10 protein-coding genes and 1 pseudogene are annotated in these 11,819 nt (G+C 63.8%); all 11 read left to right on the forward strand.

Annotated elements, in window-relative coordinates:
- Positions 1–458: pseudogene (locus EN991_RS08265) on the forward strand (branched-chain amino acid ABC transporter permease); the annotation flags it as partial.
- A complete protein-coding gene (locus EN991_RS08270) occupies positions 455–1,501 on the forward strand; it encodes a branched-chain amino acid ABC transporter permease (protein WP_127368554.1) in 1,047 nt (348 codons plus the stop codon). The pseudogene EN991_RS08265 and the gene EN991_RS08270, both read left to right, overlap by 4 nt.
- Positions 1,498–2,514, forward strand: coding sequence for an alcohol dehydrogenase catalytic domain-containing protein (locus EN991_RS08275; protein WP_127368555.1), 1,017 nt, complete (start codon positions 1,498–1,500; stop codon positions 2,512–2,514). The genes EN991_RS08270 and EN991_RS08275 overlap by 4 nt, the downstream gene beginning before the upstream one ends.
- Positions 2,515–2,526: 12 nt before the next feature.
- The gene (locus tag EN991_RS08280; RefSeq protein WP_013533082.1) at positions 2,527–3,315 is read left to right on the forward strand and encodes an alpha/beta hydrolase; all 789 of its coding nucleotides are present in this window, start codon (positions 2,527–2,529) and stop codon (positions 3,313–3,315) included.
- A 29-nt stretch (positions 3,316–3,344) separates the two neighbouring features.
- On the forward strand, positions 3,345–4,565 hold the full coding sequence (locus tag EN991_RS08285) for an acyl-CoA dehydrogenase family protein (RefSeq protein WP_127368556.1): 1,221 nt from the start codon (positions 3,345–3,347) through the stop codon (positions 4,563–4,565).
- A 61-nt stretch (positions 4,566–4,626) separates the two neighbouring features.
- Positions 4,627–5,175: a flavin reductase family protein gene (locus tag EN991_RS08290; protein WP_127368557.1), complete on the forward strand. Its 549-nt coding sequence runs from the start codon at positions 4,627–4,629 to the stop codon at positions 5,173–5,175.
- A 360-nt stretch (positions 5,176–5,535) separates the two neighbouring features.
- Complete coding sequence (locus EN991_RS08295) at positions 5,536–7,071, forward strand: FGGY-family carbohydrate kinase (protein ID WP_127368558.1); 1,536 nt, start codon at positions 5,536–5,538, stop codon at positions 7,069–7,071.
- The gene (locus EN991_RS08300; RefSeq protein ID WP_127368559.1) at positions 7,068–7,844 is read left to right on the forward strand and encodes a DeoR/GlpR family DNA-binding transcription regulator; all 777 of its coding nucleotides are present in this window, start codon (positions 7,068–7,070) and stop codon (positions 7,842–7,844) included. The genes EN991_RS08295 and EN991_RS08300 overlap by 4 nt, the downstream gene beginning before the upstream one ends.
- Positions 7,845–7,894: 50 nt before the next feature.
- On the forward strand, positions 7,895–9,553 hold the full coding sequence (locus EN991_RS08305; protein ID WP_164753430.1) for a glycerol-3-phosphate dehydrogenase/oxidase: 1,659 nt from the start codon (positions 7,895–7,897) through the stop codon (positions 9,551–9,553).
- A gap of 423 nt (positions 9,554–9,976) precedes the next feature.
- On the forward strand, positions 9,977–10,987 hold the full coding sequence (locus EN991_RS08310; protein ID WP_024502444.1) for a sugar-binding transcriptional regulator: 1,011 nt from the start codon (positions 9,977–9,979) through the stop codon (positions 10,985–10,987).
- Between the two features lie 33 nt (positions 10,988–11,020).
- Complete coding sequence (locus EN991_RS08315) at positions 11,021–11,677, forward strand: DUF2291 domain-containing protein (RefSeq protein ID WP_127368561.1); 657 nt, start codon at positions 11,021–11,023, stop codon at positions 11,675–11,677.
- Positions 11,678–11,819 lie beyond the last annotated feature (142 nt).

The raw sequence follows: 11,819 nt of genomic DNA on the forward strand, positions 1-11,819 counted from the left end.
ATGTCGGTCTCCTGCCGCTGATCGTGCTGGCCGTTGCCACGGGCCTGACAGGAGGCCTCGACCTGACGCTGAAGCGCACGCGCTTCGGTCGCGCGCTCCGCGCCGCGTCGGCCGATGTCGAGGCGGCGGCGATGACCGGCATCAACCCGCGCGCCGTCTATGCGATGGCGACAGCGGCGGCGGTCGGCATTCTCGGTTTTGCAGCCGTCTTCCAGGCGCTGCGGTCGACTGTTGCTCCGGCCGACGGACCTGCCCAGCTGATCTACGCGTTCGAAGCGGTGATCATCGGCGGCATGGGGACGGTATGGGGCGCCTTCGTCGGCTCGATGGTGCTCGGCATCTCGCAGGCCATCGGCTTCCGCATCGATCCGGGCTTCGGCGTGCTTGCCGGACATATCGTCTTCCTGGTCGTGCTGGCGACCCGCCCACAGGGCCTGTTCGGAAAGGCATTGTCATGAGTGCGATTCCCTATGTGGCAACAACCGAGGTGCCCGAAGTCGTGGTCCAGCGCCAGACCCGGTCCGGTCGCATTGCGATGACGCTGGCGGTGCTGGCCACGGTCGCTGTCGCTGTCATGCCGTGGTGGGCTTCGACCGGCACGATCCGGTCGGTTCTGGTGCTGTGCTGCTATATCGCCGTCGCGCAGATGTGGAACCTGCTCGCCGGCTATGCCGGCCTCGTCTCCGTGGGCCAGCACGCCTTCATGGGCGCCGCCGGCTATGCGCTTTTCGTGCTGGCGCAGACCTACGGCATCAATCCGTTTGTGGCGGTCTTCCTGTCGCTCCTGGTGCCGGCCGCGCTGGCCGTGCCGATCTACCTGCTGCTGCATCGCCTGGATGGCCCCTATTTTTCGATCGGCACATGGGTGGTGGCCGAGGTCTTCCGGCTGACCGCCTCGAACCTGCCGCTCGTCAATTCCGGCGCGGGCATGTCGCTTCGCGTGATGAAGGACTATTCGGCCTTCGAGCGGAATGTCGCTATGTCGCTGCTCTGTGCGGGGATGCTGCTCGTCACGCTGGGCGGCAGCTATTGGCTGCTTCGCTCGCGCTTCGGCCTTGCGCTGATCGCCATACGCGACAATCCGGTTGCAGCTGCCAGCCAGGGCGTGAATGTCGTGAAGCTACGCTTCCTGATCTATGTCGCGTCGGCGGTCGGCTGCGGTCTCGCGGGCGCGATCTATTTTATGGCGCAGCTGCGCATCACCCCCGGTTCGGCCTTTGACCCGATGTGGGCGAACGTCGCGATCTTCATCGTCATGGTCGGCGGGATCGGGTCCATCGAGGGCGTTCTGATCGGATCGCTGATCTTCTTCATCGCGGACCGCTGGTTCGGCGAATATGGCGCAACCTATTTCGTCGTCCTCGGCCTGATGACGCTTCTGGTGGCGCTCTACGCCCGGACGGGCATCTGGGGCCTGATCTCGAAGCGGTGGGATGCACCATGGTTCCCGATCCGACGCAAGCTCGTCGACCCCGAACCGCTGACGAGGAGGATTTCATGAAAGCCGCCATCTTCGATAAGGTCGGGGTCCCACTGCGGATCGGCACGGTGCCGGACCCGACGCCAGCACCGGACGAGGTCGTCTTGCGTGTCGCCGCTTGCGGCATCTGCGGCAGCGATCTGCACATCACCGAGGATCCGGTGCCTTTCGGCATCGAGGCAGGCTTTGTGCTCGGCCATGAATTCTCCGGTGACATCGTCGCGGTCGGATCGGAGGCAACGGGCCTTCGGATCGGTGACCGGGTCGCTGTCGTGCCGATGCGCGGTTGCGGACACTGCGAGGCCTGCGAGCGCGGCGATCCGGCGCGCTGTCACGAGATGGAGCTGATCGGCGGCGGCTATGCGCAATACGCGACCGTGGCCGCACGCCAATGTCATATCCTGTCCGACGATGTAGCACTCGAGGATGGTGCGTTGGCCGAGCCACTGTCGGTCGCCCTGCATTGCATCGTCCGTTCGGGCATGAAGCCGGGGGATCGGGTCGCCATACTGGGTGCCGGGCCGATCGGACTGCTCGTCGCCTTCTGGGCGCGGCGCATGGGGGCATCGCGTGTCGTGGTGGCCGACATCCACGGCCATCAGCGCGAGCGTGCGCTTGCTCTCGGCGCGACCGGCTTCGCGCTTTCCGGCGAAAAGCTGAGCGAGAACCTCACCGATCTCTGCGGCGGAGCGCCCGTCATCGTCTTCGAATGCGTTGGCAAGCGTGGCCTCATCGGCGCGGCGGTCGAGGCGGTCCGGCTGCAGGGCACGGTGGTCGGGGTCGGCCTCTGCATTGGCGGAGACCAGTGGGACCCGTTCCTTGCGCTGACGAAGGAAGTGAACCTGCTGTTTTCGGTCTTCTTCCATCAGCGCAACGAATTCGGCGTCGCCCTCGATGCGCTTCGAGGCGGACCTTTCGCACCGCAAGCTCTGATCACCGACCGGATCGACCTCTCGCCGGTTCCGCAGATATTCGAGAGCCTTCGCCGCCGCACCACGCAATGCAAAGTGCTGATCCAGCCGGACCTTGTTTGAGGAGAGTGAAAAATGGCCGTTCAATTCGAAACGCTCGAATACGATATCGATGGCACGAAAACGGTGGTGATGGCCATCGGTAGAGGCAAGCCCGTGCTGTTCCTGCACGGCGCCTCGACGCTTGAAGGCTTCGACTTTGCCGAGGGCCTCGCGGACCGTTTCCGCGTGCTCTGCCCGAGCCATCCGGGCTTCGGCTTTTCTGGCCCGGCGCCGCATGTCGCTACGATGTCCGACATGGTTTTACACTATCTGAATCTGCTCGATGTTCTCCGTCTGCCGGAGAAGCCTCATCTCATCGGCTTTTCCATGGGCGGCTGGATGGCGACCGAACTCGCTGGCCTTGCGCGCGAGCGTTTCGACAAGGTGGTGCTGATCGCGCCGGCAGGGCTCAACGACCCCGCATATCCGGCCACTGATCTCGGCGCGGTCGCGCCGCAGGAGTTGCCGGCCTATCTGGCGCAAGACGTCTCGGTGGCGCTGCGCTACTTCCCGGATGGTTCCGACGCCGCCTTTGCCGAGGCCTTCGGCGCCGATCGCGCCCGCGAAGGCGAGACGCTCGGCCGGCTGCTGGCGCCGTTCGGCATGGGGCATCCGAACCTGCGGCGCTTTCTGGCGCGCATCGCCAATCCGACACTGGTCGTCTGGGGCACCAGGGACCGTATGCTGCCGGCGGGACAGGCTCCGCTCTTCGTCGAGGCGCTGCCCGACGCACGCCTGATCCTCGTCGAGGAGGCCGGCCATTTCGTCATGCAGGAGAAACCCGAAACGCTCAGGAAGATCGGCGATTTCTTCGCCGGCTGATCGCATTTGAAAAGGAGGAGGAGAACACGATGAACAAACCCATCAAGCACAGCTCGTGGGGGACGACCACCGACTATCGCGACTTGCTCAGGAAGATCGCGGAGATCGGACCGGTCCTGGAAGCCAACGCCACCGCCGATGAGGAGAATGGCGAACTGACTGCGGCCACGTTCGAGCTGCTGAAGCCGCTGCGCATGTCGCATATCTTTGCCGCGGAGAGCCTCGGCGGTGCGCAGTTGCGACCCACCGAGGGTCTCGAACTGCTGGCGGCGATCACCTGGCACTCCGGGGCGGCCGGCTGGGTTTCCATGGTGCATTGCTGCATCGGCGCGATGTCGGCTGCCTTTCTGCCGGACAGCGCGGTCGAGCGGCTGTTCGCGCCGGGCTCCGACAACCGTTTCTCGGGACAGGGGGCGCCGCTCGGCATGCTGAAGAAGGTCGACGGTGGCTACCGGCTGAACGGCAAGTGGAGCTATGGCAGCGGCTTCAGCCACGCCACCTATAGCCACAGTGCCGCCTTCGTCGACGACGGCACCGGCAAGCCCGCCAAGGACGATAGGGGCAATGTGATCATCATGTGCGCCCATGCGCCGATCTCCCAGCACAAGCAGCTCGGCAATTGGGACGTTCTGGGCCTCGGTGGAACCGGCAGCATCGACTATGCGGCCGAGGATGTCTTCATCGCCGACGATCTCGTCTTCCCGATCCTGACCGCGCCGCCACTGCGCCAGAAGGAGTTCTTCAGTCTCGGTGTCGTCGGCCTCGCCGCCATCGGTCATACCGGCTGGGCACTCGGCACCGGGCGGCGGATGCTGGACGAGATCGCCAAGTTCGCCCGCAGCAAGTCAGGCCGCGCCGGGTTGATCGGCGAAAGCGAGAAATTCTGGCACGACTATGGCCGCGCCGAAGCCCGCTATCGCGCTGCCCGCGCCTTTGTCTTCGAAGTCTGGCGCGACATCGAGGCGACGGTCGAAGCCGGCAACAGCGTATCGACGCGGCAGATCAGCCTTGTCCATCTGGCCAAATCCGAGATTCATGAGGTTGGCGTCGATATCTGCAACTTCGCCTATCGCGCGGGCGGCGGCGCGTCGCTGCGCGCCGGTGTGATCCAGCGCACCTTCCGCGAGATGATGGTGGCGGCCAACCATTTCACGATCGCGCCATCGATCGTCACCTCGGCCGGCCGCGACATCGGCGGGCTGTGGAGCGATCGCACCTGGCAGTTCTACGATCTGATCGAGAAGAAGTAGTCGCAAGGGCCGGACGGCGGACCCATCCGGCCCCATTTCATGCTGCAGAAGAGAGACGTCGATGAGCTTCCCGCATCCGATGACCAACGCCTTCCGCGAAGCCTTTCGCCACCACCCGGCCGGTGTTGCCGTGATCACGGCCGATCCCGGCGACAGACCGGTGGCGATGACCGTGTCCTCGCTGATCTCTGTAAGTGCTGCGCCACCGGTCGTCGCCTTCTCGCTGTCGATGAAATCGACCTCGTCCGAACCCTTGCTACGGGCGCAGACCATGGTGATCCACCTGCTGCGCTACACCGATATCGACCTGGCGCAGCTCTGCGCGTCGAGCGGCGCGGAACGCTTCCCGCCGGGAGGCGCCTGGGCTCGGCTGCCCACGGGCGAACCGCGCTATACCGGCGTCTCGACCTGGTTCCGCGCCCGCCGGCTCGGCGTCCTGCCGATCGAGGGCGCGACACTGGTGGCGGCCGAACTCCTTGACGGCGAGGTGCAGCTGGACGAGATCCCCCCTGAGGCGCATTCGCTGGTCTACCTCGACCGTCGCTGGCATCGCCTGCACAAGGAACTGGACGGCGTGGCTGAACTTCTTGAGTCGTCGCGTTTTCTTTGAACGGTGCCGGCTGTCCGGCCGCTGCGCACGGAATTCGCTAAGCCAGTCAAACGCGTTCGAGCGTCAGTCGCACCGTCACCCTGGCCCGCCGTGCAGGGTTGAGGGCCATCCAGCCAGTTGGGCACTGGTCGGAGCTTCGTCCCGCATCGGATGCATGTCTCAGCTTACGTTAGACATTTCTACAAAATATATCACATGTTGACGTTAATTTAACAGGCTACTATGGTCTGTTTGCCGCATCGGATGCGGCGCTTTGGTATCACCGTTGCTCGTTGATTGTCGTCATGTCCGTCATCCTTATCCCAACCTGCAGGATTGCCTTGCAGCGCCCTTCACCAGTTGCTGAAAACGGCGGCGCCCATGCCCAGTTTGCTCGGAATCGATAACGGTCTCACGGTCACCAAGGCGGTGATCTTCGATGCCGATGGCACGCAGTTGTCGGTGGCGCGTCGGCGGGTTCCGCAATCGATGCCCCATGCGCGCTGGGTGGAGCGCGACATGGCCGGCCTCTGGCAAGCGACCGCCGACGCAATCAAGGAGGCGATCGCGCTATGTGGCCGCCCGGCGGACGACATCAGGGCGGTGGCGGCAACCGCGCATGGCGACGGTCTCTATTTGCTCGACAAGGATCGTCGGCCGCTGGGGCCTGGAATCCTGTCGCTCGATAGCCGCGCCGGCAAGATTGTCGAGCGATGGTCGGCGGACCGGGTCTTCGAAGAGGCGCTAGCGCGAACAGGCCAGGCGCCCCACGTCTCGGCGCCGTCGGCGCTGCTCGCCTGGATCAGGGAGCACGAACCGGCCCGCTATGGGCGTATCGGGCATATACTGGCCTGCAAGGACTGGCTGCGCTTTTGCCTGACCGGCAAGATCGGCACCGACCGTACCGAGGCCAGCACCTCATTCACGGATTTCCGCACGCAAGCCTTCGCGCCGGAAGCGTTGCGAATCTTCGGATTGGACGATGTTTTCGACGCGCTGCCGCCGATGGCGCACTCCGCCGCGATCGTCGGCCATGTCACCGCCGAGGCAGCCGAAATGACCGGCCTTGCCAAGGGAACACCGGTCGCGTGCGGACTGCATGACGTGACTGCCTCCGCACTTGGCATGGGCGGCCATGAGGAGGGCGTGCTCGCCATCGTCGCCGGAACCTATTCCATCAACGAAGTCGTCTCTTCGCAACCACGCGTCGACCCGCGTTGGCTCTGTCGCAACGCCATCGACGCAGGCCGCTGGAACAACATGGCGATCTCGCCGGCGTCGACCGCGAACTACGACTGGTTTCTCGACACGTTCTGCCGCTCGGAGCAGGAAAAGGCATCGGTCGATGGTGGCTCGATCCACGAGCTTCTGGCAGCAGAGATCGACACGGCGCTGAAGAAGCCGTCGACCATCCTGTTTCATCCCTATCTGTTCGGCTCTCCTTATGGCGATGTTGCCAGCGGCGGCTTTGTCGGCCTGCACGGCTGGCATAATCGCGGCGATATACTCAAGGCGGTTCTGGAGGGCATTGCCTTCAATCATCGCACCCATGTGGAAGCCTTGCGCGACGGCTTTGCCGTCAGCGAGATCCGCCTGACCGGCGGCAGTTCGCGCAATCCGGCCTTCGTTCAGATGTTTGCCGACGTGCTGAACGCCCCGGTCATCGTCACCTCGACCGACGAGGCCGCGGCCTTTGGCGCTGCCCTTTGCGCGGGGGCGGCGGTTGGCATCTTCGCGACGCCGCAACAGGGCGCCAGGCAGGTCGGGATGACGGCGCGCCAATACGAGCCTGACCAAGCCTCGAGTGCTGTGTTCAACGAGCGCTTTTCCCTCTATGGCCGCATAGCCGGTGCGCTCGAACCGCATTGGCCCGACATCGAGAAGCTGGGCCGGCCAGACACTGGGGGAACCGCATGATCAAGGCCGACGAACGACGCGAAGAGATCGCCGACTATGTGATCAAGCTCGGCCAGGTGCGCATCGACGATCTGGTCGAGCATTTCGGCGTGTCGCGCATGACCGTCCACCGGCATATCGACCGGCTGGCGCAGCAGGGCGTGCTGCGCAAGCTGCACGGTGCGGTGACGGTTCAGCCTTCCGGCCTCTACGAAAGCGCCTTCCGCTACCGTGTGACGGTCAACCGGGCCGAGAAGGATGCGCTGGCGCGGGCAGCACTCGATTATGTCGAAGCCGGCCAGGTGGTGATGCTGGACGATTCCTCGACGGCAAACGCCGTCGCGGCACTGCTGCTCGACGTCAAGCCGCTGACCGTCATCACCAACTCCGTAGCGACGGCATCACTGCTGATCAATGTCGACGAACTCGACTTCATCTGTCTCGGCGGCCAGTACCACGGCACCTACAACGCCTATATCGGTATCGTCTGCGAGAACGCCGTGGCGCAGCTGCGCGCCAATGTGCTGATCTGTTCGGCTTCGGCCATCACCGGAACCACGGCCTTCATCCAGGATCCCAATGTCGTGCGGGTCAAGCAGGCGATGATGGCCGCATCGGCCAAGCGTATCCTTCTGATCGACCATGCCAAGTTCGACAGGATCGCGCTGCATGTCTTCGACGATCTGACCAGCTTCGATGTCGTGCTGGCGACCGAAGGCCTGGGCGATGCGCGGGCGCAAGCTCTCGAACGGGCCGGCGTGAAGCTGCGCATCGTCAAGACGAAAGCGTCATGAGCTCAAGCGAAGCAACATTTACGGAAAATCCCGCCGGGCGTTTGGCCGCCATGGCCGGAACCGGCGAGGTCGACGTCGTCATTCTTGGCGCCGGCATTAACGGGGCAGGGCTATTTCGCGACCTGTGCGCGCAAGGCGTCAGCTGTCTGATCGTCGACAAGGCGGATTTCGGCTCGGGCACCAGTGCCGCGCCATCGCGGCTCATTCACGGTGGCCTGAAATATCTCGAAACCGGCGAGTTCGGGCTGGTCGCACAGTCGACACTTGAACGCAATCTGCTTTTGAAGAATGCGCCGCACTATGTCAGCCCGCTGCCGACCGTCATCCCGATCTTTTCCTGGAGCAAGGGCATGTTGGCGGCATTGCGGACGCTGTTCGGCTCGACCAGCGCACCGCGCAGCCGCGGCGCCATCCTGATCAAGATCGGCCTGATGATCTATGATTTCTACGGCTCGCGAAACCAGGTCATGCCGCGCCACCGCATGGTCGGGCGGCGCCAGGCGCTCAGCGGGATGCCGGCGCTCAATCCCTCGATTGTCGCCACCGGCACCTACTACGACGCCAAGATAAGCCACCCCGAAAGGCTGGTGCTTGAACTGATCCTCGATGGGCGGCAAGCAAACGCGGCCTCGGCCAGCGCGAACTATACGGCGCTGGTCAAGTCCGCCGATGGGGTACTGACCTTCCAGCCGGAAAACGGCGCGGCCTTTTCGGTGCGGCCGAAGCTGGTGGTCAACGCCGCCGGTCCGTGGATCGACGATGTCAACGAATTGCTTGGCGCGCCGTCGAAGATGATCGGCGGCACCAAGGGCTCGCACGTCCTGCTCAAGCATGACGAACTGGTCAAAAGCCTGGCCGGGCGCATGCTCTATTTCGAAGCCGATGACGGCCGCATCTGCCTCATCTACGATTATCTCGGCCTGGCGCTGGTCGGCTCCACCGACATCAAGGCCGACAATCCCGACGCGGTGCGCTGCGAGCCCGACGAAGTCGAGTACCTGCTCGACAGCGTGCGGACTCTGCTGCCGGGAATGGCGTTCGAGCGCGACCAGATCGTCTATGCCTATAGCGGCATCAGGCCGCTGCCGGCCTCCGATGCATCGCTGCCCGGGCTGATCAGCCGTGACCACTCCGCGCCGGTCACCGAGCCGGATCGGAACAGACCTTTCGCGGTCATCTCGCTGGTCGGCGGCAAGTGGACGACCTTTCGCGGTTTCGCCGAGGAAGTCGCCGAAACCGTGCTCGGCCGCCTGCAGCGCAGCCGCAAGGTGACGACGCAAGCCATGCCGATCGGCGGCGGCAGGGATTTCCCGACCAATGCCGCAGCGCGAGCAAGTTGGCTGGCTCTGGCTCACTCGAAGACGGGCGCTGAGGAACGGCGTCTCGATGCGCTGCTGTCGCGATACGGCACCAGAGCCACGCAGATCGCCACGCATGGGTCGGGCGATGAGAGTCGGCTGCCGGATTCAGAAAGCTACAGCAAATTGGAAATCGACTACATCGTCCGCAACGAGTTCGTCGAACATCTGGCCGACATCGTCATGCGCCGCAGCACCTTGGCGATATCAGGCTCCCTGACAGGCCGCGACCTGCAGGCGATCGCGGCGATTGCCGGACAGGCGCTGGGCTGGAGCGCCGGGCGCCTTGCAAGGGAAGTCGAGGCCGCAATTGTGGAACTCGAGGACCGGAACCTGATGCGGCTGGGCTGATCAGTCCGTCACCGATGCTCTTCACAAGGCAATCCGGTCGGTTTGCCCATGGATGCGCCGCATCCGCAAATCGCCCAACTCACAGGCGGATTGGGATTTTGCCGATATTAGATATTATCCCTGAAAAACAGCTAGTTAGAAAAAAACCTGGATAGCCGACGGCCGTGCAATTCTGCCGGCTTAAGCCTGAGATAACACAGATTGACGTTAAATTAACATCACCGTATGATCGAGTAACATGCTCACCTCCTAATAGGTCGATGTTGCCCGCCGAATGCCGGCAGACCGGCGTTTCGGGAAGGGCGAGACCTGTGAATTCCCCGTATGTGCATGCGCCCAACCCGGCGGGGGATTGACAGCAATGCAGGGATGTGAAAATTTTTGCACACAAAGATAATAATATCATCTCAGGGAGGAGATGGCTTGAAATCCGGCGGAACCGCTAACCGCGATCATGAGTCCAGCCTCGCCACCCGCGCGGCCTGGCTTCACTATGCCGGGGGTCTGACGCAGGCCCAGGTGGCCAAGCGGCTCGGCCTGACCAGCCTCAAGGCGCATCGGCTCATCACGCGGGCCACTCAGGATGGCCTGGTCAGGGTGATCATCGACGGCGACGTCGGCGAATGCATCGACCTCGAGCAGCAGCTGATCAATGCTTACGGGCTCGATTACTGCGAGGTCGTTCCGGATCTCGATCAGGACGAGCTGCCGCTGAAGGCGCTTGGCATCGCCGGCGCTCAGTTTCTGAAGCGGGAGATCGATCGCGGCGAGGACATGCTGATCGGCGTCGGCCACGGCCGTACCCTTGCCGCAAGCGTCGAGTATCTGACGCGCACCGCCGCCGCCCATATCCGTTTCGTCTCGCTGCTTGGCGGTGTGACGCGCAAGTTCGCGGCCAACCCGCACGACGTCATGCATCGGCTGGCCGAGCGGACCGGCGCGCAGGCCTATGTGATGCCGGTGCCTTTTGTCGCCAACACCGCGGAGGACCGTGAGGTGCTGCTTGGGCAGCGCGGCATCAGCGATGTCTTCGACCTCGCAAGCCGGTCCGACCTGATGTTCGTCGGCATAGGGACCGCCGAGCGGGAAGCTTCGCTGGTCGCCACCGGCATGATCGAACATTCCGAAATCGATGAGGTCAAACGCGATGGCGGCGTCGGCGAGCTGCTCGCCCACTTCTTCGACGACCAGGGACGCCCAGTGGAAACGGCGCTGTCGGACAGAATCCTGGCACTCCCGCGGGACCAGTTGAAGGGCCGCCGGATTGTCGCCGTCGCCGGCGGCAAAGTGAAAATACGCGCCATCAAAGCGGTGCTCGAAAGCCGCTATCTCAGCGGCCTGATCACCGACGAGTCCACCGCTCGTGCCCTTGTCGAACAGAAAAAACCCAATGGCGCGAAGCGCCATATGAACGGAGGATCGCCAAATGCGTGACAAGCGCGGATCAGCCTTGCTGGCGGTTGCGTCATGAGCGCGAAAGCCGCCACCGCATCGACCAGGCCTGCCTCGCCCGCCCTGCGTCGGGCACTTGCCGGCGCCGCGGTTGTCGTCCTGCTCGGCGCCATGGCGCTCGATACCAAGGTGGTCAGGATAGGGTCGGCAGGCGACGTTCGCAGCGCCGTGTTTTCCGCCGTTGACTACGGCAAGTCGGAATTTCCCAAGGTGCAGGCCGATGTCGAGGCCCGCGCCGCCGACGCGGTGACGGTGGCGACGGCGATTGCCAAGGACAGGGCAACGGCGGAAAAGGAATACGGTGTGCCTGCGGGCGTCGGACCGGTCATTTCAGTCAAGTTCACCGGCGTCGTCGGCGAAGGAAAATCTGGCATCTACAAAGTCGCCGTCGACGGCGTACCCGATACGTTGATGATCCGCGTGCAGACGGGACCGGCGATCAACGGGACGGAACTGCGTGACGCCACGGGCAAGATCACATTCGGCCAGTTCACCAACCAGATTGAGTACCAGGACGCCGGTTCGGCGCTGAACAATGAGATGAAGAAGGAAGTCCTGGCCAAGGTCGATACGAGCACCTTGACCGGCAAGACCATATCGGTGGTCGGCGCATTCAAGCTGGTCAACCCGAAGAGCTGGCTCGTCACCCCCGTGAGGCTGGACGTCAAATGAAACCGGCTGCCGACACCGGACCCGCGACTGGCGACGCCGTGCTTTCGGCGCGCAACATCGTCATGTCGTATGGCGGCGTCCATGCGCTCAAGGGCGTCAATTTCGACATCCATCGCGGCAAGGTCACCACGCTGTTCGGAGA

This window comes from Mesorhizobium sp. M7A.F.Ca.US.005.03.2.1 (assembly GCF_003997795.1).
Classification (GTDB): domain Bacteria; phylum Pseudomonadota; class Alphaproteobacteria; order Rhizobiales; family Rhizobiaceae; genus Mesorhizobium; species Mesorhizobium ciceri.

What these genes read in the sequence shown, in the direction of transcription:
- EN991_RS08305 (WP_164753430.1), top strand. Translation starts at nt 7,895, where the DNA reads ATGGCCGGAACCGGCGAGGTCGACGTCGTCATTCTTGGCGCCGGCATT.
- EN991_RS08285 (WP_127368556.1), top strand. Translation starts at nt 3,345, where the DNA reads ATGAACAAACCCATCAAGCACAGCTCGTGGGGGACGACCACCGACTAT.
- EN991_RS08275 (WP_127368555.1), top strand. Translation starts at nt 1,498, where the DNA reads ATGAAAGCCGCCATCTTCGATAAGGTCGGGGTCCCACTGCGGATCGGC.
- EN991_RS08300 (WP_127368559.1), top strand. Translation starts at nt 7,068, where the DNA reads ATGATCAAGGCCGACGAACGACGCGAAGAGATCGCCGACTATGTGATC.
- EN991_RS08315 (WP_127368561.1), top strand. Translation starts at nt 11,021, where the DNA reads ATGAGCGCGAAAGCCGCCACCGCATCGACCAGGCCTGCCTCGCCCGCC.
- EN991_RS08295 (WP_127368558.1), top strand. Translation starts at nt 5,536, where the DNA reads ATGCCCAGTTTGCTCGGAATCGATAACGGTCTCACGGTCACCAAGGCG.
- EN991_RS08280 (WP_013533082.1), top strand. Translation starts at nt 2,527, where the DNA reads ATGGCCGTTCAATTCGAAACGCTCGAATACGATATCGATGGCACGAAA.
- EN991_RS08270 (WP_127368554.1), top strand. Translation starts at nt 455, where the DNA reads ATGAGTGCGATTCCCTATGTGGCAACAACCGAGGTGCCCGAAGTCGTG.
- EN991_RS08290 (WP_127368557.1), top strand. Translation starts at nt 4,627, where the DNA reads ATGAGCTTCCCGCATCCGATGACCAACGCCTTCCGCGAAGCCTTTCGC.